General features: G+C 59.5%; 19 protein-coding genes. 4 read left to right on the top strand and 15 right to left on the bottom strand.

All coding sequences use genetic code 11. The annotated features are described in order from the left end of the window. Positions 1–302: 302 nt before the first annotated feature. Positions 303–452, top strand: coding sequence for a hypothetical protein (locus tag QA648_RS25155; protein ID WP_283054132.1), 150 nt, complete (start codon positions 303–305; stop codon positions 450–452). A 165-nt stretch (positions 453–617) separates the two neighbouring features. Here QA648_RS25155 and QA648_RS25150 read toward each other — a convergent pair whose 3' ends face one another. The 11 genes from QA648_RS25150 to QA648_RS25100 all read right to left on the bottom strand — a co-directional run bounded on the left by QA648_RS25150 (position 618) and on the right by QA648_RS25100 (position 16,853). Next, the gene (locus QA648_RS25150) at positions 618–1,094 is read right to left on the bottom strand and encodes a cyclic nucleotide-binding domain-containing protein (RefSeq protein WP_104826668.1); all 477 of its coding nucleotides are present in this window, start codon (positions 1,092–1,094) and stop codon (positions 618–620) included. Between the two features lie 52 nt (positions 1,095–1,146). Next, positions 1,147–3,861, bottom strand: a complete 2,715-nt coding sequence (locus QA648_RS25145; RefSeq protein ID WP_283054131.1) for an ABC transporter ATP-binding protein — start codon at positions 3,859–3,861, stop codon at positions 1,147–1,149. Between the two features lie 234 nt (positions 3,862–4,095). Continuing rightward, complete coding sequence (locus QA648_RS25140) at positions 4,096–5,253, bottom strand: glycosyltransferase (RefSeq protein ID WP_283054130.1); 1,158 nt, start codon at positions 5,251–5,253, stop codon at positions 4,096–4,098. Then, complete coding sequence (locus QA648_RS25135) at positions 5,235–6,494, bottom strand: glycosyltransferase (protein WP_283054129.1); 1,260 nt, start codon at positions 6,492–6,494, stop codon at positions 5,235–5,237. The genes QA648_RS25140 and QA648_RS25135 overlap by 19 nt, the downstream gene beginning before the upstream one ends. Positions 6,495–6,511: 17 nt before the next feature. Beyond that, positions 6,512–7,726, bottom strand: coding sequence for a glycosyltransferase family protein (locus QA648_RS25130; RefSeq protein WP_104826671.1), 1,215 nt, complete (start codon positions 7,724–7,726; stop codon positions 6,512–6,514). A gap of 100 nt (positions 7,727–7,826) precedes the next feature. Next, the gene (locus tag QA648_RS25125; protein WP_104826672.1) at positions 7,827–9,002 is read right to left on the bottom strand and encodes an ABC transporter permease; all 1,176 of its coding nucleotides are present in this window, start codon (positions 9,000–9,002) and stop codon (positions 7,827–7,829) included. Then, a complete protein-coding gene (locus QA648_RS25120) occupies positions 8,999–9,997 on the bottom strand; it encodes an ABC transporter permease (protein WP_104826673.1) in 999 nt (332 codons plus the stop codon). The genes QA648_RS25125 and QA648_RS25120 overlap by 4 nt, the downstream gene beginning before the upstream one ends. Further along, a complete protein-coding gene (locus tag QA648_RS25115; RefSeq protein WP_283054128.1) occupies positions 9,990–11,906 on the bottom strand; it encodes an ABC transporter substrate-binding protein in 1,917 nt (638 codons plus the stop codon). Before QA648_RS25115 ends, QA648_RS25120 begins: the two co-directional genes overlap by 8 nt. After that, positions 11,900–13,798, bottom strand: a complete 1,899-nt coding sequence (locus QA648_RS25110; RefSeq protein ID WP_283054127.1) for an ABC transporter ATP-binding protein — start codon at positions 13,796–13,798, stop codon at positions 11,900–11,902. Before QA648_RS25110 ends, QA648_RS25115 begins: the two co-directional genes overlap by 7 nt. A 162-nt stretch (positions 13,799–13,960) precedes the next feature. Next, complete coding sequence (locus QA648_RS25105; RefSeq protein ID WP_199773648.1) at positions 13,961–15,301, bottom strand: adenylate/guanylate cyclase domain-containing protein; 1,341 nt, start codon at positions 15,299–15,301, stop codon at positions 13,961–13,963. A 346-nt stretch (positions 15,302–15,647) separates the two neighbouring features. Continuing rightward, the gene (locus QA648_RS25100; protein WP_283054126.1) at positions 15,648–16,853 is read right to left on the bottom strand and encodes a DUF3095 domain-containing protein; all 1,206 of its coding nucleotides are present in this window, start codon (positions 16,851–16,853) and stop codon (positions 15,648–15,650) included. Between the two features lie 134 nt (positions 16,854–16,987). Between QA648_RS25100 and QA648_RS25095 the strand changes: the two genes are divergently transcribed. Beyond that, positions 16,988–17,467 (top strand): class I SAM-dependent methyltransferase, encoded by a 480-nt coding sequence (locus QA648_RS25095; protein WP_104826677.1) that lies wholly within the window; start codon positions 16,988–16,990, stop codon positions 17,465–17,467. A gap of 3 nt (positions 17,468–17,470) precedes the next feature. On the opposite strand, the gene QA648_RS25090 is transcribed toward QA648_RS25095, so the two are convergent. Together QA648_RS25090 and QA648_RS25085 are read right to left on the bottom strand one after the other, a co-directional pair. Then, the gene (locus QA648_RS25090; protein ID WP_283054125.1) at positions 17,471–18,349 is read right to left on the bottom strand and encodes an FkbM family methyltransferase; all 879 of its coding nucleotides are present in this window, start codon (positions 18,347–18,349) and stop codon (positions 17,471–17,473) included. A gap of 28 nt (positions 18,350–18,377) precedes the next feature. Continuing rightward, positions 18,378–20,102 carry an adenylate/guanylate cyclase domain-containing protein gene (locus tag QA648_RS25085; RefSeq protein ID WP_283054124.1) on the bottom strand — a complete coding sequence of 575 codons (1,725 nt, stop codon included), beginning with the start codon at positions 20,100–20,102 and terminating at the stop codon, positions 18,378–18,380. A gap of 190 nt (positions 20,103–20,292) precedes the next feature. Here QA648_RS25085 and QA648_RS25080 point away from each other — a divergent pair, with 190 nt between their 5' ends. Beyond that, positions 20,293–21,396, top strand: a complete 1,104-nt coding sequence (locus QA648_RS25080; protein WP_283054123.1) for a glycosyltransferase family 4 protein — start codon at positions 20,293–20,295, stop codon at positions 21,394–21,396. Continuing rightward, positions 21,386–22,150, top strand: a complete 765-nt coding sequence (locus QA648_RS25075) for a polysaccharide deacetylase family protein (RefSeq protein ID WP_260305055.1) — start codon at positions 21,386–21,388, stop codon at positions 22,148–22,150. The genes QA648_RS25080 and QA648_RS25075 overlap by 11 nt, the downstream gene beginning before the upstream one ends. A 39-nt stretch (positions 22,151–22,189) precedes the next feature. Here the strand turns inward: QA648_RS25075 and QA648_RS25070 are convergent, their stop codons facing one another. Beyond that, the gene (locus QA648_RS25070; RefSeq protein WP_260305056.1) at positions 22,190–23,020 is read right to left on the bottom strand and encodes an MBL fold metallo-hydrolase; all 831 of its coding nucleotides are present in this window, start codon (positions 23,018–23,020) and stop codon (positions 22,190–22,192) included. A gap of 325 nt (positions 23,021–23,345) precedes the next feature. Then, positions 23,346–23,876, bottom strand: coding sequence for a winged helix DNA-binding protein (locus QA648_RS25065; RefSeq protein ID WP_104826682.1), 531 nt, complete (start codon positions 23,874–23,876; stop codon positions 23,346–23,348). Positions 23,877–23,916 lie beyond the last annotated feature (40 nt).

Here is a 23,916-nt window from a genome sequence, read left to right as displayed (position 1 = left end):
GTAGCCGCCGCTAGCCTATGGATTGTCGGGGCCAGCGCCTCCAACAAAGCACTCAAAGGCTGTATGGCTGCACAGGGCTTTGCTCCAAAGATCCAACATGTGGTCCAGATCGCCGCGATATCGACACAAGCCGGCGACACTCCGAAACCGTCTTGTCAAGCATAGCGCCGGAGAGAAGCATACCGCTTGTTCTGGGATAGGGCATGCCGTCGTCCCGGAGTATCTCTATGAGGCGATCCAATTCAATCTGTTTCTCACGCTCGGTCATCGCTCTATAGTTCCGATCGCAAAGGATGAAAGCCATGAACACCATGACCTGTCCTTACTGCATCAGAGAATTTGAGCGCGTCGAATACCGAGGACAACGTGACAATCAAGGCAATGAGCCATCCATTATCCGTATGAAGGTTGTAGGAAATATGGGACCGAAGATCCGAAACCTCACCCGCTAAGACATACGTTAGGGGAAAGCCTTCCTTATGTGGTCATGCGATGGAGGTAGCGGCACGCAGCATCATCTCGCCCATAGCTATGAGTAAAGGGAAAGGTGCCCATCAAAGCGGGTGCTTGCGGATGAAGTATGCACTCGCGCGAGACCTGAAAAGGTCGGCTAAATCTCAATGCGTCGACACTGACTGCTGCTGGTTCTGGCGGCTGCGGGCGGCGGTGAGTTCGGAGGTGGTGTGATTGAGGCGGTCGGCGAGGACGCGCATGATTTCGACGGCCATTTCGGGAAAATCGCTGAGCAGTTTCAGGAAATGCTCCTTGCTGATCTTCAGCGCCTCCAGCCGCGACGTCGCCTTGACGGTAGCGGTGCGGGAGACGTCGCAGAGAATGGCGATTTCACCGACGATGGAGTTGATGTCGACTTCGGCGACCTTGATCTCTCCAGCCGGGCTATCGACAAGAATATCAGCAGTTCCGGAAAGAACAACGTAGGCGGCATCGCCCTGGTCGCCCTGATGAAACAAAACTTGACCGGCATTGTAGCTGACGCGATCCGACGTAAATGCCAAAAGCTTCAACTTTGCGGGTGCGATGCGCGAAAAAATCGGCACCCGCTTTAGCATTTCAACTTCGTCTTTCAGAAGCATGAGCTTCAAACCCCCAGTGTCGGGCCCCAGATACCACCGTTGCAATAGGATATTACGATAACAGTTCTTTGAACATACCGTTTTTCTCTAAAAGATCGGTGGAGGTGCCGCTTTCAACCAGGCTGCCGCGATCGAAAACCAGAACGCGATCAAACAGCTCCGCAAAGCCCGGATTCGATAGGACCCAGACGACGGCGGGCGCATATTCGCTTCTGTCGAGCCCCGTCAGGACAGCGCGGGCGATCTGATCCTGAACGCGATGGTCGAGCGCCGGCAGCGGCCGGTTGCAGATGATGTAATCTGCCCGCTTCAGCAAGGCGCGGCCAAGATTGAGTTTCTGCCGCTGCACGTTGGTCAGCCGCTTGCCGCCGGAACCAACGTCGAAATCGAGGCCGATCGACAATACACTATCCTGCATGCCCAGCCGTTCGAAGACATCATACAGGATGGTGTGGATACGCTCGGGCGCATCGGCCTGCTGGTGGGCAATTCGGCCGAAAAGCACGTTGTCCATCAATGTCGCCGAGGCGGTGAAGCGCTCGGGGTCGTAGCGCTCGATCACGCGCGCGAGATCAGCCGGGATATGTTCATGGAACTTGGCGCGCGCCTTGACGATCTTGTCCATCAGCGTCTGCGTCAGGAGACCGAAGCGGTGACGGGGTTCGATGTAGGAGAAGCTGAGGCGGATGATGGCCACTCGCTCATCGGGCGTCGCGGCGCTGAAGCCCTTGCCGTTCAGCTTCTGCAGCAACGCTTCGTATGTCGGGATATCCTCCGCGGTCATGAAGGTGAGTTGCTGGAAGAAGGGGTGATCCGGCGGCAGATCGGTGAAGAGTTCGACGGCGTTCTCGGCGATCTCCAGGCCCATGTCGTAGAGGTCGGTCTCGAGGCCGGTATCCGTAAACAGCTTCTGGAAATAGGGATGAGCGGCGAGCTTGCGGTTGGTCATCAGCGGCCGCTTCAGCGTACCGAACAACAGGTTTTCGCCGACGGTTGCCTGCGGATTGTAGGCGTCGAATTCGAACGGCACGACAAGCCCGTCGAGATTTTCCTCCTGCAGTCTGACGCGTAGCGCCTGGCGCAGCTCGACAATGCGGGAGGTAAGATCATCATGCGCGGTCGTATCGACATTCGAGCGCAGCGCCATGTCGAGAATATCCTGGGACATGGCGACAGCATCGAGAACAGGGCGGATGACCGAGTAGATATCATCCGGACCGGTGGCGCCGGCAGCGCCATAATCGACCCAGTCGCTGCTGAGATCCAGCTCTGGATTGCCGGCGCGCCGTGCCTCTGCCATCTGCCATTTGAGCTTGGTGGCCGCCTCGTCGTCATAGTCGGCCGCGGTCAGCGGCGCATGCTTCAGGCCATAGAGAAGATTGTTGCGCAACGTACCGTGGAAGAAGAAGGTGTCCGACGAGGCATAGGCGATGCGCCGCCCCGTCAGCGATTCCGGCAGTTCCAGCAAGTCGCGGCCATCGATGGAGATGCGGCCGGTATCCGGCCAGACCAGTCGACCGAGCGCTTCGGCAAGGTATTCGCCACCGGCGCCGCTGTCGCCGACGATCGCGACCGTTTCGCCGGGATGGATCTCGACGGAGACGTGATCCAGCACGCGGGCACCGCTGTCGTCGATCACCGTGAGATTGGTTGCGACCAGCGGATGGGTGATGCGGCCGGCGGGCGCGGGCGAGATAACCTGGATCTTCGGTTCGATCAGGCCATCCACGCTGAACTGCTCGACGACCTGATTGTATTTGACCTGCACGTCCTGGCGCGATTGATCCCAGTCGATGAGTTCCTTCAGCGGCCCCGGCAAGTCCTTGTAGGCGTTGATGACAGCCACGAGCTGGCCGATATCGAGCCGGCCCTGCAGCGCAAAGAAGCCGCCGATGGAATAGAACAGGAAGGGCGTGACCTGAGCGAGGAAGTTGTTGATGAATTTCACCAGGAACTTCCACTGATAGAGGTCGTAGCGGATCGAGAAGATCAGCCCGAGACGGTAGGCGATGTCGGCACGCTCCAGGTTGGTGGTATCGTTGGCATGGATGGTGCCTATGCCTTCGACGATTTCGCCGACACGGCCGGACAGTTCGCGCGCAGTGAGCTGCCGTTGACGTCCAAGTTCCAGCAGCCGCTTGCGCATGCGCGGGATGACGACCGCCTGCACTGCGACGATGCCCGCGGCGATCATGCCCAGCCAGAAATTCTGCATGATGATGAACACGAGCGCGGTGATCGCCTGGCCACCGAGAAGCGCCGGCTGCACAAAAGCGTCGCCGGTGAAGCCGCCCATCGGCTCCACCTCGTCCTTGATCATGGTGGCGATTTCGGCCGGCTTCACCCGCTTGAAATGCGCGGGCGGGAAACGCAGCACGCGGTCGATCAGCTCGAAGCGAATGCGGCGCAGCATGCGCTCGCCCAGCCGGCCCTTATAGGTGTTGATATAAAGCTTGAAGAGACCATTGAGGATGACAAGCGCCAGGAAGACCAGGCTGAGCGCGATCAGCATCCAAAAACGGGTGAGCTGCAGGCCCTGAAAGACTTCGAAGTGCCCGAGCACCGGCACGTCGAAAGAAATGTGCATGAAGGTCTGGGTTTGCCCCGGACGCTCGAAACCCTTGCCCTGGATTGGTCCATTGACGATCTGCTTCGGCAAGTCGAAGGACAGAAAGTAAGGGATCATCGAAGCGGCGACGATCGTCAGGATCCAGATTTGCTCCAGCCGGGTATTCGACCAGATGTAACGCGCTAGACTTTTTTCCATCGCTTATTGCATGCTTCCAAATTCAACAGTCTTCGCCGCCGGTGTTGACGCCGATGTTGCAGAGGTGCGGGAGGAGTTCATCGTGAATGCGCGCCCCATCTTGAAAACGAAACGTCGCCCGGTCTTTCGTCCAGGTGCCCTTCCGATTCATTGAATTTTCAATTTATATCACAGGATCGCAGAAAACGAGGGGGCAAAACGATAGGTATTGTGACGGAAGCATTGCTGCAACCGTTATCTCTGGCGAATGACCGCCGAGGTTCGCTCGGCGCCGGCAAGATCGATATCAGGGTTTGACGGTTTTGGCCGCGATAGCGCTGTCTCCACCGCATTGGCGAGCTGATCCGTCGTCAACCCCGCTTCCGGCAAGGCCAGTGCTAGCCCGAGCTTCTCCAGCCGCTCGGCGCGCACCGATTGCTCCGTCTCGCCGCCCGCCGTGAACGGAACCAGGATAGAGCGGCAGCCGGTGACGAGGAGATCGCCGACCGTGTTATAGCCCGCCTGCGAGATTGACAGTTCCGCCCCCCTCAGCAAGGACGGGAAATCCTTGCGGAAACGGACGAGGTCGACATTGCCGGGTGCGTCGCTCGTCAACGCGGCGAAGTCTTGTTCCGGCAGGTTCGGCCCGGTGACCAGCAGCCAGCGGCGATCGACAGCCACGCGACTTGCCGCCTCCAGCGAGGCACGGATCAGGTCGCGCCCGACGGCACCGCCGCCGGCGGAAACCACGATATCGAAGATCTCGGTCGGCTCGGGCGGCAGCGGCGGCGCAACCAGGCCGGTATAGGTGATCTTGTCGGATATGGCTGAGGTGAGTGGAAATGTCTCCTCCAGCCGGACGAAATTGGGATCGCCATGGACGAGAACGCCATCGAAATGATCCCGCAGCAGCGCCACCGTCTCTTCATCGCGCCCCGGCTTCTTCTGCTGCTGCAGGATATCGCGCACCGAGGTGTAGAGTTTCGGCTTCGGATTGGCTCTCGCGACGGCATCGAGCAGCGGCAGGAGTTCGAAGCGCATTTGACGGCGGCCGAAAGGAAATGCCTCGATGATGACGATATCAGGCGAAGCCGTCCGAAAAGCATCCAGCAATTGGTCGCGGCGCGCGGCCAGAAAGTCCTCGCCGACGGCATTTCCCAACTGATCGGCGAGTCCGGAGAAACCGGCGCTGCTGGCCACCACCGGCGGCAGGGTGACGGAGGTGACATCCGGACCAGGAAAGCCGTTCACCGGCACGCCGCCGGTAACGACCGTTACCTCGCAACCATCCTTCGCCATGGCGCTGGCGATACGGCTGGCGCGGGCGAGATGGCCGATGCCGAGCAAGTGCTGAACATAGAAAAAAACGCGGGGGGACGACGTGTGGAGGGGCGTCATGCGGATTTGCGCCATTGCTCTTCTTTTTGCCACTGTTCCTCGAACAGTCGCGTCAATTGCCAGATGCTGGAATGATGGTCGAAATGCTCGCGCACCCGTTTCTCGGCGGCGTCGCCGAGCCGATGGCGCAGCGCCGGGTTGCGTATCGCCCGTTCCATTGCCGCCGCCAGCGCCTTCGGATCTTCCGGCGGCACGACGAAGCCATTTTCGCCATCGGTCAGCAGCTCCGGCACACCGGAAATATTGGTGGAGAGGCAGGCCAGGCGCTGGCTGGACGCCTCGACCAGCACGTTCGGCAGACCGTCGCGGTCGCCATCCGCCGCCACACGGCAGGCAAGGGCGAAGAGATCCGCCTGGCGGTAGTGCGCCAGCACATCCTCCTGCGCCATGGCGCCTTTCCAGGTGATGCGGTCGGTAATGCCCAGTGTCTCGGCGAGCGCCTTCAGCTTCGCCAGCCCATCGCCGCCGCCAATATGGGTAAAGCGCCAATGGAGATCGGCGGGCAGCAGCGCCAATGCCCTCAGCAGCACATCGTAACCCTTCTTCTCCACCGCACGCCCGACGCTGAGCAGCAGAGCGGGTTCCAGTGCCTGCGAACCATCGCGATCGGAGTGGTGGCCTGTGAAGGGCGCGAAACGTGCGAGATCGAGGCCATGATAGCTGAGGTGTACATTCTCGGGCATTGCGGTCAGATCACGCATGTGTTCAAAGCCACTGCGCGTGCAGGTCACCGTCCAGCGGGCGCGTTCGAGCTTTTCCGACAGCTCCCAGTCCGGCGAGGTCCAGATATCCTTGGCATGCGCCGAGCACGTCCAGGGAATACCCGTCATGATGCTGGCATAGGCCGTCACCGAGGCTGGCGTATGGATGAAATGCGCATGCAGCCACTCGCCATTGTCGGGCCATTCATGCGCCAGCACCAGCGCCTGGCCGAAACGTCGAACGCGGTTCGGCGTGATGTCGCGCTTGAGATCGGCCCAGAACTGCCTCAGCAACGGCTTGAAACCGGGCTTTCTGATCCCGGCCAGGAAGGCGCGCAGCACGCGCAACGGCTCGTTGTGCAGATATTCCGGCAGGTAAACGACCCGCGCCTTGATCTCATCATGGACAGGATGGCGCTTCTTGTCCGTCGGCTTACGCATCGAGATCAGCGTCAGGTCGAAGCCGGCTCGCTCCAGGCCAAGCAGCTCCTGTGCGATGAAGGTCTCGGACAAGCGGGGATAGCCCTTGAGAACCACCAGGATTTTTTTCCGCATCGATCGGTTCCGATGCTCTATTCGGCGACGATCGACAGTGGCGGATAGTGGTCGCGGTCGTCAAACCATTCGCCGACGATGCGGGAAATATGGACCAGACCTTCCAGCCGCATGTTCCCGCCGCTCGCCGATGGTGGTGCGCGGGTCGGCAAGCGCTTTAGCGCCGCCGCAAGCTGTTTCGGATCGGCAGACTCCTCCGGCAGCAGCATGTCGACAAGGCCGAGCTCGCTTGCCCGCTGAGCGCGGATCAACTGTTCCTCGCGTGGGCGCGTACGCGGAATGATCAGCGCCGGCTTGTCGAAGGACAGTATCTCGCAATAGGTGTTGTAGCCGCCCATGGCGACGACGCCTTTGGCGCCGGCGATCAGCTCTTCCATCTTGTTGTCGAACTCGATCACCTGCAGACAGGCAATTTTACTCGCGCGCTCTAGCAACTGGTTACGCTCCTTGGCCGGCATGTAGGGACCAAGCACGATCAACGTCTTGTGTTGTAGCGTATTGTCATGCTCGAAAGCGCCGATGACATCGCTGACCAGATCGGCGCCGTCGCCACCGCCGCCGGTCGTGACCAGAATGTAATCCTCGTCAGGCACATGTTCCGACTTCGTGCCCAAGGTGGATACACTACGCTGCAGGAATCCGACGAACTCCATCTTCCGGCGCACGCCGGGCGGCACATCGAGGCCGACAAGCGGATCATGGAAATCCGGCGGGCCATAGACCCAGACGCGATCGTAAAACTGATCGATCTTCTGCAGAGCGTTGTTTTTCTTCCACTCCGCTTCCAACAGGTGCGGCGCGTCCATGACGTCGCGCATGCCGAGCACGAGCGTCGTGCCACGCGCCTTCAGATATTGCAGGGTCTCCTCGACCTCGCCCTTCAGGCCCATCGGCTCCTTGTCGACGATGAAGATGTCGGGCTGAAAGGTCTCCGCGGTGTGGCGGATGATCGACTGGCGCATCTTCAGCGTTTCCTGAAGATCGATATGGCTTGCCATCGACGTATATTCACCGTCGCGCAGTTTGATGACGCTCGGCACCTTCACGAAATCGACTCGCGCTCGATAATCGAAAGCACCGGCGATCGTCGCGCCGGAAACGATCAGGACGTTCAGCCCGCGATAATCCTCGACAAGCGCGTGCGCGATGGTTCGACACCGCCTGAGGTGACCGAGACCGAACGTGTCATGACTATACATGAGGATTCGAGCATCTTCTAAGCGCCGCTTCATGGGCAAAACCTCAGGAATGAAAGTCATTTTCGCACGTTGTCAGCAAACGACGTCCGCGGCCGCTCTTCGAATTGCAACTCATTTCTGGCCACGCTTTCCGCTATTTGTAGGGATCGGCCGCGTCGCGCAAGCCGTCTCCTAAAAAGTTGAACGCCAAAATGACCAAAATTACCGGGACCATCGGGAAAAGGAGCCACGGGTAAAATGCAATGACGCTGACGTTCTTTGCCTCCGTCAGCAGAATGCCCCAACTTGTGATCGGGGGGCGAAGACCGAGCCCCAGGAAGCTCAGCGCGGTTTCGCCAAGGATCATGCTGGGGATCGAAATCGTCGCCGTCGCGATCAGATGCGACATGAAGCCTGGTATAAGATGACGCGCAATAATACGCGGCGAGCTTGCACCCATCAATTGTGCAGCAAGTACATAGTCCTCTTCGCGCAAAGACAAGAGCTTGGAACGAACTGCGCGTGCCAGCCCTGTCCAATCGAGAATACCGAGGATGATGGTGATGCCGAAATAGACGATGATGGGGCTCCAGGTCACCGGCATGATCGCCGCTAGCGCCATCCACAAGGGCAGGCTCGGCAACGACTGCAGCACTTCGATGACCCGTTGGACGAGAAGGTCGAAAACACCGCCATGATAGCCCGCGAGCCCGCCGATGACGATCCCGAGCACGAAGCTGATGGCGATGCCGATCAGTCCGATCGTCAGGGAGATGCGCGCGCCATAGATGATACGGGACAATACGTCGCGACCCAGTCGGTCGGTGCCGAGCAGGAACATTTGGCCGCCGACGGCGGGGCAGACCAGATGGATGTTCGCGTCCACAAGACCCCAGAAACGATAGGCGTCGCCATGACAGAAGAAGCGAATCGGCTGCACGTCCTCTGTCTTGTCGGTATAGATCCGCCGCAGCGTATCGAGATTGAGCGTCATCTTGCGGCCATAGACGAAGGGGCCGACGAATTCGCCGTTGTTGAAGAAATGCACCCTCTGCGGCGGCGAATGAATGTATTCGACATTGCGGGTATGCAGGCCGTAGGGCGCCAGGAATTCCGAAATCAGAATCATGGCGTAAAGCAGCAGCAGGAAGATGCCGGAGGCGAGAGCAAGCTTGTGCCGCTTGAACTTCCACCACATCAGCCGCTTCTGCGAGGCCTGGTAGTAACGCGCCTGACCGGCCGACATGGCCTCGAACTGCTCCGGATCGAAGGCGGCGGTTGAAACGTAATGCTCTAGCGGGGCGCCTGGGCGCGGCAGGGGTGCGTTCACTTTGTACTCCTGCCTTGCAAGCGGATGCGGGGATCGAGGAAGCCGAGGGCGATATCGGAGATCAACACGCCGATAACGTTCAGGAAAGCGAGGAACATCAGGAACGAGCCGGCGAGATACATATCCTGGCTTTGCAACGCCTTGATCAGCATCGGCCCGGTCGTCTCCAGAGACAGCACGATGGCGGTGATTTCGGCGCCGGAAATGATCGACGGCAGGATCGAGCCAATATCGGCGACGAAGAAATTAAGCGCCATGCGTAGTGGATATTTCACCAGTGCCCTGAGCGGGTGCAACCCCTTGGCGCGGGCGGTGATGACATATTGCTTCTGCATTTCGTCGAGCAGGTTGGCGCGCAGGCGTCTGATCATGCCGGCGGTGCCAGCAGTGCCGACGATGATGACGGGAATCCACAGATGCGAGAGGATCGAGCGCGCCTTTTCCCAGCTCATCGGCTGCGATAGATATTTCTGATCCATCAGATGGCCGATGGTGACGCCGAACCAGATATTGGCGAAATACATCAGGATCAGCGCCAGCATGAAATTCGGAATTGCGATGCCGAGCAGGCCGAGGAAAGTCAGGCCGTAGTCACCCCAGCTATATTGATGGGTGGCGGAGTAGATGCCGATTGGGAAGGCGACCAGCCACGTCAACATGATCGTCGTCATCGAAACAAGGATCGTCAGCCACAACCTGTCGCCGACGACCTCCGAGACCGGCAGTTGATATTCGAAGGAATAGCCGAAATCGCCATGCAGCATGCCGGCGACCCAATAGACATATTGCAAGGCAATGGGCTTATCGAGCCCGTATTCGTGGCGAAGATCCTGGATCTCTTGCAGATTGGCACTCTCGCCCTGCGCGCGAAGTTCGGCGATCTGGCTTTCGAAGAAATCGCCTGGCGGCAACTGGATGATGGTGAAGACCAACATCGAGATGACGAGCAGTGTCGGAACCATCACCGCAAGGCGCCAAAGGATATATTTAAACACGCGGTTGATCCTCCTTCAGCCAGAAGGTGTCAGGCATATAGACGCCGAGATAGCAGGTCGGATCGAAACCGTAGAGCGCTTTTTCCGGCACATTCTGCAAACGTGACGCACGCACGACCGGCTGCAGCGTGCCATTGATCAGGCCGATGGAAAAGACCTGATCGGTATAGATCTCCAGCATCTGATGCCAGATTCCGGCCCGCTCGAAGGATGAAGTCGACTCGCCCCATTTTCCCAGCAACTCGACGAGCTTCTTGACCTCCGGCAGATCGGGTGCCGTGCCCTGAGTGCCGCGGGAGAGATAATACATGCCCCAGAGCGGCCATTGCATCTGGTCGTCCATGGTCGGCGCAAGCTGGCCGGGATTCATGTCGGCGGTCGCCACTCCATTGTCGAGGCCGTACCAGATCGACATCATGACGCGCCCGCCCATGGCGCGGCTGCGGAAGATGTCGCGCTGCGATGTGCGGGTGAAGAGCGCGATGCCGACTTTGCGCCAGTGGTCGATGACGAGCTCCAGCACATCGGTGTCGAGGGTGCTTTCGCCGGCGGTCTCAACGGTGATTTCTGCCCGTCGACCATCCGGCAGCAGGCGAATGCCGTCCGCATCTCGCTTGTCGAGGCCGGCGGCATCGAGCAAGGTGTTGGCCTGGGCCGGATCATGGGCGATCCAGGCCTTGGCATATTCCGGCTTGTAGAGCGGGCTTTCCGGCAGCACGGTGTCGGCGCTTTCGGTGCCGAGGCCATAGAAAACCGCCATATTGATCTCGTGGCGGTCGATAGCCAGCGACAAGGCGCGGCGCACCCGCACGTCGCACAACACCTGCCGCCAGACCGGATCGGCGCTATTGAGGTTCGGCATCAGCGCGACGCGCGACCCGCGCGTCGCCTTCCAAAGATTGACCTTGATCGGGTAACGTTTCTCCGCGTCCCTCAGGAAGGTATAGTCGTCGAAATCGATACCGGTCGCCTGCAGATCGCTTTCGCCGGTGCCGGCCTTGGCCGAAATGATCGCGGATGAGCTGACGTTCAGAACAAAGCGATCGACATACGGCAATTGCTTGCCGTTTTCATCGATGCGATGGAAATAGGGATTGCGCTCGAACACGAATTGCTCGGCCGGCGGTGCGGTCGTGTTGTGCCAGGGATCCAGCACCGGCAGCTCGGGATTTTCCTGACGATAAACGCGAGCCATCTTGATGTGCAGGTCAGCGACTTTCTTGACGCGATACTGCTTCATCAGCGCCGAAAGGCGGATATCGTCCTGATATTTCGGATGGAACTGCTTGAGATAATGGCTGGGGCCGACCAGCACCAAGGCCTGCGGCGCGGCAAGATTTGGCAGGAAATACGGATTGGGCTGGTCCCAGCTATAACGCACCGTCACCTCATCGATGACTTCGAAGCGCGGCAGATCGCCATGCGGACGCAGCTCCAGCGCGCCACCGCCCGGCGTCAACTTCTTATTGAGAATGACATCTTCCCACCAGTAACGGAAATCGTCTGATGTGAACGGATGGCCGTCCGACCACTTATGACCCTCACGCAGCTTGAAGGTGAAAATACAGTCGTTTTCAACCGTGTAGGATTCGAGGATATCCGGCTGCAGCGTCAGCGTCTGATCATAACCCACCAGACGGGCATAACCGTAGACATTCATAAGACGCAGATCGTTCTGGCCGCCGATGAGCATGCGTATCGAGCCGCCATAGCGGCCGGGCTCGCGACCGAGTGCGGCGAGATTGATGATACGGGGCATCTTCGGCAGGCGCTGCGCCAGCGGCGGCATCTGGCCGGCCCGCAGCCAGTCGTGCAGGAAGTCGGGTTCATTGTCGGCATCCGCCGCGACAGCCGGCAGCGGCAACACGGAAGATGCAAGAAAACCGAGAAAGGTTCGACGGGTTACCACGTGCGTAATTCCTGAACATCGGCGCCGCGGCGAGCGCGCACGAAATGACCGCCGCCAAGATCGGCGTAGGCGAGGTCACCGCCTTCGTCCTCTGCAAATTGCGGTCCCCAACTCTGCTTGGCGGCCGGACCTTCGGCATTCAAGGCGGAGAAATCAAGCGGCCGGTCGAGATCGGGGAAGGGGACTGCTGCGAGCAGAGAGCGGGTGTAGGGATGGACAGGATCGCGCAGGATGATCTCCCGCGGCGCGATTTCGACGATGCGGCCGCGGGCCATGACGGCGATGCGGTCCGCCATATAGTCGACGACGGCGAGATTGTGCGAGATGAAGAGATAAGTGAGGCCAAGTTCCTTCTGCAAATCCTTGAGAAGATTGAGGATCTGCGCCTGAACTGAGACGTCGAGCGCCGAAACGGGCTCGTCGAGGATCAGGAGCTTCGGCCCGAGCGCCAGGGCGCGGGCGATGCCGATGCGCTGGCGCTGGCCGCCGGAAAAGCTGTGGGGATAGCGGCTCAAATAATGCTGGTCGAGCCCGATCGCCTGCATCAGTCCCTTGACCTTCTCCTTGCGCTCACTGCTGTCGCCATGCTCATGGATTTCAAGGGGTTCGCTTAGAATATTGCGGATCGTCATGCGCGGCGACAGGGATGAAACCGGATCCTGGAACACCATCTGGATCTTGGTCCTGAGTTCCATGAGATCGTCGCCCTTGACCGCCAGCACATCGATCTTGCCGTCGCCGTCGTCGAACGTCACCGAACCGTCATCCGCGCTGACGGCGCGCATCAAAATCTTGCTAATCGTCGTCTTCCCGCATCCGCTTTCGCCGACGAGGCCCAGACATTCGCCGCGGCGGATGTCGAAGCTGACATCGTCGACGGCGCGGAACTTCGTGCCCGCCCGCCGTCCGAACAGCCCGCTTCCTTTCGAGGTATAGGTCTTGGTGAGATTGCGCACCGAGAGCAGCATCTGCGCGGCGTCGCCGTTGGTCTTGGCCGATTTCTTCTTGCCCGAGAACGTGCCGATATTGACCGGCACGTCGCGAAGCGATTTCAGCCGCTCCCCGGGTTTCATGTCGAAATGCGGCACCGCCGACATCAACGCCTTCAGATATCGATGCTGTGGCTGGCGGAAGATCGTATCGACCGGTCCGACCTCCATGATCTCGCCATGATAGATGACCACGACCTCGTCGGCCATATTGGCGACGACGCCAAGATCATGGGTGATCAGCAGTATGGCCATGTTGAACTTCTGCTGCAGGTTGCGCAGCAGGCCGAGAATCTGCGCCTGGATCGTAACGTCCAATGCCGTCGTTGGCTCGTCGGCGATGAGAAGCGCCGGATTGCAGATCAGCGCCATGGCGATCATCGCGCGCTGACGCATGCCGCCGGACAGTTCGAACGGGTACATGTCGAAGGTGCGGTGCGGGTTCTGAAAGCCGACGAGGCCCAGCATCTCCTCGGTCTTTTCGCGCTGCTCGGCCTTGCTGATGGCCGGATTATGGATGCGAAGCGCCTCGCTGATCTGATTGCCAACCGTATGCAGCGGCGAGAGCGAGGTCATCGGCTCTTGAAAAATATTGGCCATACGCGCGCCGCGAAGCTGGCGCATCTCCATGCTGTCGCGTGGCAACTGCAGAACGTCGGTTGTCACGCCATCGAGCGGATCGGTAAAAAGAATGCGGCCCGTTGCCTTAGCCGGTGTCGGCAGGATACCCATGATCGACTGGCTGATGATCGATTTGCCGGAACCGGACTCGCCCACCAGCGCCGTTACCTTACCGGGAAGCACCCGGAGATTGGCGCTTTTGACCACCCGCAACTTGTCGCCGTAGATCGAGAACGAGACGTCGAGGTTCTCGATACGCAATAAATCAGTCCCTGACGCCATACTATAGTAGTTCCCGCTTACACGACCTTATGGCCCCGTATGGCACACTAACGTAGCCCATAACGGGTGTCCAGTTAGTCAAAGGGCTGTGCATCAACCGTTAAAAAACTGTCGCTTTTCCAGTGATCTATAGGAGGATGCTCAACTATGAGCTCCTGAATGTCACTGGATGAACTTCTCGACTTGCTGGCGGTTCTCGAACTTCTTGGCATCCCGGTGCAGCAGGATGACCTGTTCCGCCTCCGACAAGCCGTCGGCGGCCACATCATGAAAGACTTCCGTCGTCCCATTTGCATCGGCTATGGCTTTCGGATGTACGACCGTGAAGCGTTGGCGGACGCCGCGCAATCTCTCTTCGCCGAGCGTTACCCATTCGCCGCCGGTGTAGCCCGCAAAGGCCTGGCTTGCGACCACCTCCGTCGAATACTTTTTGGTCAGCGATTGCAGCCGCTGCACTTCATTGACGGCGGCGCCGAAGGCGGAGAAGGTCAGGCGATCCTTCAGCCCGACATTGCCGAACATGACATTGCCGACATGCAGACCGATGCCGTAGCGCACTTCGCTCAAGCCTCGCGTCTTGCGATCCTTGTTGAGGGCGGCAACACGGCCCTGCGCATGGAAAACGGCTGACAGTGCCGCCTCGCAGGCGACCTTGGAGGGGTCCTTGTGCCGCCCGCAGGGATAGACGGCAAGGAAACCGTCGCCAAGGAAACTCAAGATCTCCCCGCCGTTACGGTTGAACGGCGCAGCGATGGCGTCGAAGAATTCGTTCAGCGTATCGATATAGGCTTGGCGCCCTTCTTTCTCGGCATAGAGGGTCGATTGCCGCATGTCGCCCATGACGAGGGCGGCGCGGATCGTCTCGCCGTCGCCGCGGCGGATTTGCCCATTCAGCACGCGCTTGCCGGCGTCGCCGCCGAGGTAGGTGGTGAGCATATTGTTGGCGAGCTTGCCAAGCACCGCCATCTTGGCGGCCATGGCGAGATGGTTCTGCATGCGCATCAGCGCGCCGATCATCTCCTCACTGAAGCCGCTGATGCTGTCGGTCGACCAAGAGCCCATCATGCCCTGGGCGGAACCGGCGCCGAAAGTCTGCACGAAGGCGATATAGTCGGTGATCTTTTCCTTGCGCAGGTCCTCGAAGACGGGAAACTCCAGCGGCCCGTCGACATCGACGCGACGGCGCAGGTGCAGGAGATTGTTGGAGAGCAGATAATAATAGGGGCTCTGCACGAAGCGCTCCGGCTTGTCGTTCACATGCCGATAGCCTTCGATCGTCAGGCCACCGGCGCGGCGCCAGGTGAAGCCGAGGGCATCATAGAGCGGATGCAGCATCGAAAAGGTCAGATGCACGCGGGCGATCGGCAGGCCTGAAGCGGCGATGCGTTCGCAAAAGCCGCGAACGATGCTCTCAAGATTTTCGCCTGTCAGCGCCGACTGTGTCAGCCATTCGGCGACCTTGTCGAGAAAAATATCGGAAACACTCGAATGAACGGTCATCATCCCGTGGCCTATTCCTTGCAATCCCAAATGCTCCGACCCGGCAACGCGCCATCTACCAAATGATATGGGCGCGGCGTTAAGGTCGTGTCCAAGCATTTTGGCACGGGTCGAATGAGCGAACCATGCAACAGACGACGGCACATTTTCCCAGAAGGTTTGAATTTTGCCGGCGCCGTGAAAGATTTGCTGCGCCTTCTACGCGTCCTGGTGGACACATGGCACAACAAAAAAGGGCCGCCAGAACTGCCGGCTCTCGTTTTGTTCTTGTTTAGATAAGCCTCTCATGCCGCTGAAACAATGGCCAAAAACGATGCGATCCAAGAAAATTTTCCCATAGAGAAAAACCTCATGGTGTGCCGGGCGAGGCCAGCGGTGCATCCAACGCCGGAGAAACGGCGGCACGCAACTTTTCCCGCAATGCCATAGCCGCCATCGCATAGCCGCCGCTGGCCCCGTCGATGAAATGCATGTGATCGCGCATCAGCGGCGTCGGCACGAAACATGTCATCAGTGCGCTTTGCTGCCGATGCAGGCCGTAGCGGCAGACGCCTGCGGCTTCGGCCTCGCGCAACCGAGCTTCAATCCGGGAAAGATGCGCGGCGTCCACGTCGATGGTCATCTTCAGGCCATCGTCGAATTTGCGAAAATCGGAATTTGCGGCAAGGTCACGCCGGTAGATCTTGGCATCGAAGGTTGCCGCGCGAATGCCGAACTTGTCGAGGATATAGATGACAACGATCTGGGCGGCGATCGAAAGTTTCCGCAGCCAGCGATTGGCGACCGACGCCGTTGCGCGGGCCTCGATATCGGCGCCTTCGAAGGCAAGTGCCGGTGTCGGCCCTTCGACCGGCACGGGATGGCCGCCGCGGTTCTGCTCCATGGAAATGGCGATGATATCGGCAACGAGGCGTTGGAACTCGGGGCCGTTGCCGGCAGCATCGGGAACGGCGATGATCGAGACGATCTCGCCATTATGCGCGTCGATCGGATTCCATCGGCAGGAGAGACCGGTCAGATCCGGCCGCGTCTCCTGTGGCGCCGCTTCGACCGCAAAGCGTCCCGCCTTCATCTGCTTTTCCGCCCAGCTTGCGCCGCCGCCGGAAAACATGGCATAGGAGACGAAGTCACTGGGGCTGAAGCGGGCGACGCGCACATCCAGCCCCTCGGCGCGAACGTCCGCCATCGGCACCAGCGCGGTACGCAGGCTGAGCTCCAACTCCTCCGTGACCCATGTCCGCACCGCGGCCAGTGCCTGCCGCACACGATCCTCACCGGAGGGAGGAATGGCCACCAGAGCGCCGTCGCCGCCAAAGACAAAGGGATAGTCGCCATTGTCCAGCGCGTTGAGCACGGCTGAAATCACGCTGGCGCCGGCCATATTGACGGATTTGTAGCGGCCCGATGCGATCGCCTTGGTCGAGCTGACGATATCGGCCACTGCCAGGAGCCAGTCATCGGGAAGCGGCTGATAGTTATTGCTGTCGGTGACGCCTTCGAAATCGGTGAAAACCGACAAAGTACGGAAGAAATCGTCGTTCGATAGATCGGCCATGACATCCCCCTTAAGCGCGCGACGCATATCCCTACAACAACTGCATCGAAAAACCAGCAGGCGGTCGACGCGGTATCATTCGCCATGCTACTCCGGCTGCGGGAGAGACACCACGACGCCAAGGACGTATACGAATGAGCCGCCTGGATAGTTTCATCCGCCGCCTGACCGCACAACGGGATATTCTCAATGCCGTTGTCGATGAGGTCAAAGCGCTGGACGGCCCCGTATTGGAGCTTGGGCTCGGCAACGGCCGCACCTTCGATCATCTGCGCGAGCTTTTTCCGGACCGCCGCGTCGTCGCCTTCGATCGGGCTGCCCATGCCTACGGCTCGTCAATGCCGGAGGACGGCAATCTCGTGCTCGGCGAAATCAAGGACACCGCCAGAGATTTCATCGGTATCGGCGCATCGCTCGCCCATGCCGATATCGGCACAGGTTACGAGGACAAGGACGCGGTGACACTGACTTGGCTGCCCGAAATCATGGCCGGTGTTCTCGCATCGCATGGTCTCGCTGTCAGCGGCCTGCCGCTCGATCATCCCGATCTCGAAGCACTGTCCTTGCCGTCAGGTGTGAAAGAGGGGCGCTATTTCATCTATCGCCGCAGATAGCCGTCAGCGCAGGAACAACACGTCGAACTGGTCGCCTTCGACCGGCAGGTCGGTAACCTTCATCGCCACGCTGCGGTCCTCGAAAAAGACGAGGCATTCGGCGTAATAGCCGGCGAGATCGGCGACGAAGGTGATCGCCTGATCCCGGCCGTAAAAGGTGGGCGTAAACTCCATATAGAGCGGCACTTTGCGGGCCATCAGCGCCTGCATCGACCTGACGGCAACGGGCTCGTAGCCCTCGATATCCATCCAGATCAGCCCGATATCGGCGGCCTCGACGCCGGCATCGGCAAGAATATCGGCGACGGGACGGACGGGTACGGAGATCTTTTCGTCACTTGCGCTCTGGCGAAAGACGCTGCTTTTGCCGTGGTTCTTATGGTTCAGGTAGAAATCGAGCTGTCCTTCGCGATCGCCAGCGGCGCAATTGACCGCCGTGACCATATCCTGCATGCCGTTATCGGCGATATTGACGGACAGAAGCCGAAAATTACGCGGGTCCGGCTCGATGGTAACGATATGGCGATACGCGCCGCTTAGGGCGAAATAGCTGGTCTGAGTACCGATATTGCCCCCGAGTTCGAGTAGCACCGTGCCCATTCTCAGCAGACCGCTCTCGCGCAGAATCGTCAGCAACCGGTCGACATGATCGCGCTCGAAATGGCCTTTGCGAAACACTTTACGGCCGATGTAGTCAGCGGGCGAGAAGGTTAGAACATGATCACCGCAATCGATCGTCATCGTCTTCACGCGCGGGCCGATGGCGCTGATCAAGATCTCACGGCCGAGACGTGTATCGAATAAGCGTGTGGCGATGCGATCCCTGATCTTGCGAAGGGTTCGTCTCCAGTACTTGGCGGTCAAAATCTTACGGTCGGACATGGTGGCCATCCCTACACGCCAAGACGGCCTATGCAAAGCGACCGCTCTCCTCCTTCGGAACGATATAGACGCGCAGAGGCTCGCCGCGGCCGCGAACGGCGATCTCCCGGCTTTCGATGCCGGCGATATCGATGCCGGAAAGGGTCGCCACCGGCTCGGAGAAGACCAGGGCGCGGCTAAATTCTTTGGCGACGCTTTCCAGGCGGCTCGCCACATTGACGGTGTCGCCGATCGCCGTCACGTTCTTGACGTTGCCATAGCCCATCGAACCGACCACGGCCAAGCCAGTATGAAGACCGACGACGACTTCGAGGGGGACCGATAGCTCGTCTGCCAGCTCCTCGCCGAGTTTGCCGATCTCCCTGATGATCTCGGCGGCTGCTTTGAGCGCCTGCCGGTTGGCTTCCTGCGGCGTGGTGCGCAGGCCGAACAGGGCCATGGCGCCGTCGCCGATAAACTTGTCCATCCGGCCGCCATTAACTTCGATGATACGCCCGACGATCGCGAAATAGCGGTTGAGCAGGAAGACGATATCGAAGGGCAGGCGCGATTCGGTCAGCGTCGTGAAATGCCGCAGATCGCAGAAAAAGACGACGATCTCACGCTCGCGGCCGGGGCTTGCCGTTTGGCTGTAGACGGGAATGTTCGATTCCGCCATCGGCGTCAGAAGGGGCAGGACGCTGACGTTTCCTGTCGGACGTAACTGGCAGGCGAGGCGGACGTCCGGCGTGGCGCCGATGCGGTTCAGCGTCTTCTGTTCCAGCGCTTCAGGCGGCGGCAGATTATCCGCGCCCTCGATGATCTGGACGCGGCAGGTGGAACACTGACCCTTGCCGCCGCAGACGGAGTAATGCGGGATGCCGCCGAGGCGACTTGCTTCGAGCACGGTGAAGCCGCGGGGCGCATACACGACTTCGCCGCCGGCATAGCGGACCGCGAACTGATGCTGCCGTTCGCGCAGCTTGCGATGAGTGCGGAAAGCAAAAAGGCTGATGATCGATGCGCTGAAGGCGCCGTAGAAACCCACGCGATATGGCCATATGGCGCTGACCATCTGCCTGCCGGGTATGGACCCGGCTTCGCCATAGCTGCGCATGTCGCTGTAATAACCGCCCCGAAAACCGCGTTCGTCATTCTGCGCCACCTCATGCGACACTGTTCGGCCCATGGCGGCGAAACCGAGCAAAGCGAGAACGGGCAGGACGATGGCGAAAGACAGCATGAGGGGTGCGATAGCCGTATACCAGGAGCGATATCGCAGCCAGAAATGGATACCGATACAGCCATGGATCCAGACGACCACCAGCACGACCGCCTGGCGCACGCCGTTTGCCGGCGATGTGATCCAGAGACTGTGAACGATAGCGCGGTAATTGTCCTGATAGCCGTAGATATCATGCAGGATGCGCGTACCGATGATGTGGTCGATCAAAAGAACCGGAACCAGCAAACCGGTGACGATCTGGAAGGCCTCACCGGCCGGCATGACCAGAGTGCGGCGCTTGTAAAGCATGCGCAGGACGAGCAGGATATGAACGATCAGCGCGCCGTAGAGAAGAACGGTGCCCACCGGATTGCGCCAGACGGCCATGAACCAGTGCTGCGCGTGATCGGCGACGCTCAGCGAAATCAATCCGAGCGAATGATTGGCCAGATGCATGATCACGAAGACGAAAATGATCAAACCGGAGCCGAGGCGGAACTTTCGCGCAAGACGATCGGAGATGATGGGTTTTCTCGCCTCGGTGGTCATCAAATCCAGATCATATTGCCCGTTCACAAAAGAACGGAAAGCGGTTATCGCCTAAATCATCTAGCTCCGATGCCGCATGGTGTCGAGGATGCGGCTTTTGAAGCGGGAGCCTTATTGTCAAGCAACCTGTCGGAATTCAGGCAATTTCCGGGCCAAACTATCACGTTTTTGTCAACTATTCGCTTGTGCCATGAAGATCGCCTTCTATGCTCCATTGAAATCGCCCAATCATCCGGTGCCGTCGGGTGATCGGCTGATGGCGCGCCTGATCATCTCGGCCCTGGAGATGGCAGGACATAAGGTCGAGATCGCCTCCGAGTTGCGCAGTTTCAGGCCGACGCCGGGGGACGCATCGTCTGCCGAGATCGCCCGGAAAGCGGCGGAAGAAACAGATAGATTGCTGGAGAAATGGCGGACAGAGCCGCGGCCGGATTTATGGTTTACCTACCATCCCTACTACAAGACGCCCGACCTGATCGGCCCCCCGGTTACGGCGTCGCTCGGCATTCCCTACGTCACCGCCGAGGCATCCTATAGCAGGCGACATGATGCTGGCGGCTGGGGCGAAAACCAGCGCCTGATCGCCGAAGCCGTACGGCAGGCTGCCGTCAATCTGTGTTTTACCGAGCGCGACCGGATCGGCCTTTTGGACGCCGTTCCCGAGGGGCGCTACGAGCGCTTCCTGCCGTTCATCGATACGGCGCACTTTGGGCCGCCGGCCGATGAAGCCGCTCCGCACCGGCTGATAACCGTCGCGATGATGCGGCGCGGCGATAAGTTCGACAGCTATGTGATGCTCGCACAGGCGCTGGAACTGATCCGGGATCGCGAGTGGACACTGACCGTCATCGGCGACGGGCCGATGCGAGGGGAGGTGCGGACGCTGTTCTCCGCCTTCGATGCCGGCCGCATCACCTGGCTCGGAGAGCGTTCAACGCCCGAGATCGTCACCGAGTTGCGGGCAGGGGGCATCTATGTCTGGCCGGGCTGCGGCGAGGCCTATGGCCTTGCCTATCTCGAGGCACAGGCCGCCGGCCTGCCCGTCATCGCGCAGGCGACCGCGGGCGTGCCGGAAGTGGTGATGGATGGTGTCACCGGGTTTCTGACACCCGAGGGCGATTTGAGCGCCCAGGCCGACGCGATTGCGCGTTTGCTGGACGACGACCAGAAGCGGCGGGCGATGGGCAAGGCGGCCCACCGCTTTGTTCATGACGAGCGGTCGTTGAGCGCCGCTTCGAAACGACTTGAAGCCATCCTGCGAAAGCATTTGGGAGATTCCTACTATGAGCAATAGAGCCGCATGGCAGCCCCTGCGCAATGAATTGCAGCGCTGGGCCGATGCCGGACGAAGGGCGAAACTATGGTTTCGCGACGACGACGCCGTCGAGCCAACCGAGGCGCTCGACCGTCTATTGGCGCTTTCGGATCGCCATTCCGTACCCGTCACTCTGGCGGTAATCCCCGCCCATACCAGCGAGCCGCTGGCGACGCGACTGGCAAGCCAGAAAGATTTGACGGTGACCGTGCATGGCTGGACGCATCACAATTATGCGCCGGACGAGGCGAAGAAGCAGGAACTCGGCCCGCATCGCCCGCACGCGATCATCCTCGATGAACTCCGCCAGGGCTTTGACAAGCTGAAGGTGCTCTACCCCCAGCAATTCGCGCCGATGCTGGTGCCGCCGTGGAACCGGATCGACAAGGCGCTGCTGCCCGGGTTGGCCGCTTTCGGATATCGTGCTGTTTCCGTCTACGGATTGGCAAAGCCGGATCAGCCAATCGCGTTGATCAATACCCATGTCGATATCATGGATTGGCACGGGACCCATGGCGGCTGGCCGCATGCCGAGCTGGTTGGCTATCTCGTGCGGGAACTGCAAAACCGCTTCGACGGCAATAGCGAGCCGATCGGCATCCTCACCCATCACCTCGTCCATGACGCCTTGGCGTGGGATTTCATTGCAACGCTGTTCGAAGAGACGGCTGCACACGCGGCCATCGACTGGCGCCACGTCGGCGACTTCATGGGTCAGCAGCAGCACGCATAATCTTACCCCAAAACCGTTTCTCAGTTTGGGACTGTTGCATTAAAGCTCGAGCAACTGACCGTCAAAGGCGGCAAAGGAGCCTGGGAAGCTCGCTCGCGCATCCCGCTGCATGTCGTCCAGTTCCTTGTCCGTGCGTGCCGGCGCATGGTGGAAGAGCGCGAGACGCTTTGCGCCCGCTTTTTTCGCCAGCTTGACGCCTTCCTTCCAGGTGGAATGTCCGAAGCCTATATGCTTTGCCATCTCGGGCTCGGTGTAGGTCGTGTCGTAGACGGCGAGGTCGGCATCCATCATCAGCGAAAGGACTGCTTCATCCATCTGGCCGGCCATATGCTCGGTATCGTAGACCAGGGCTATAATCCGGCCCGCCCATTCGACGCGGTAGCCGATGCAGCCGCCTGGATGATTGAGTTTGGCCGTATGGATGACGATGCCCGGATGCGGCTTCAGCGTGTCACCGGCCGCGAAATCGCGAAAGTTCATCGTTGCCCGGCAGATATCGGGCTCCACCGGAAACCAAGGCGGCCGCATGAACTGGCCGATCAATTGTCGCGTCGTCGTCTTGCCGGCGAGATGACCCGTCCAGAGATCGACGCTGACCTTCGGATCATAGATCGGGTTGAAGAAAGGCAGACCTATGATGTGATCGTAGTGCGAGTGCGTGAAGAAGACATCGACGTCGCGGACACCTTGCTTGGCAAGTGACAGTGCAGCCTCGCGTGCGCCGGTTCCGGCGTCGAAAATAATGTGCCTGCCGTCATGCCGCAATTCGATGCAGGATGTATTCCCGCCGTAACGCTCGAATTCCGGTCCCGATACGGGGACACTTCCTCGCACACCCCAGAATTTAAGCTCGAAACTATCGTTTTTCATAGAAGTTTTGACACCATTCCCCTTTCCGTCAACGTAAGCACACTTTTCCTATCGTGCGAAGCCAGCAATTTTCGCAAAAGTCAGACTCTCGTGAAAACTAAATCCCGCCGTTTCATCGACGCAAAATGCTTCGGCCAATGTTCAGCAACGGATCGCACAGAGCTAATATAGGTATGATGCGACAAAAAAGGATGAAGCCTCGAACAACAAGTGATGAGCCTCGATGTGAAGCGGTATTCGGTGTTGGCGAGACAGCAGAAAGTCACACCTGCAATGGATGTCGTTGGATTGTTGTCGGTATGCCTTCAGGTCCCAGTCGGCAAGCTCAGAGGGTTGCCGCCGACCTTGCTGCCTGTTCGTAATAGCCCGACAGAGCTCTCAAATGTGATGCCATGTCGGAAAGATCGTCCTGAGAGAGGCCGGAAACCTTGGTCGCTTCGACCAGCAGCCGTTCGCGGATTTCGGAATAGCGCGTCAGTGCCTCCAAGCCCTTGTCGGTTACCTGGATCATCTTTTCCTTACCCGCCTTGCCCGTCTTGACGAGACCGGCAGCCTCCAGCTTCTTCACGGCGTAGTTGGCGACATGGGTGTCTTCGATGTCGAGCACGAGGCAGAGATCGGACAACGTCTTCGGCCGGCCCCGGTGCCGCACCGAATGAATGATCAGAATTTCAATCGGGGAAAGGCTGGGCACGCCGGCAGCCGCCATGCAGCGCACCATCCAGCGGTTAAACGCGTGCGAAAAGAGGATCAATCCATACTCCAGCTCGGAGAGGGCCGGAGAACTGCCAACCGCCAAATGAGCGGATGACACGATCAATTCGCGGGAAGATTTCCGTTCCTTCGACTTGCCCAAAGAGCTCTCACATATCCGGATTGAAGTGCGTCAGGCAGAC

This window comes from Rhizobium sp. CB3171, assembly GCF_029714265.1.
Taxonomy (GTDB): Bacteria; Pseudomonadota; Alphaproteobacteria; order Rhizobiales; family Rhizobiaceae; genus Rhizobium.
This window is presented reverse-complemented; position numbering and strand designations above follow the sequence as displayed.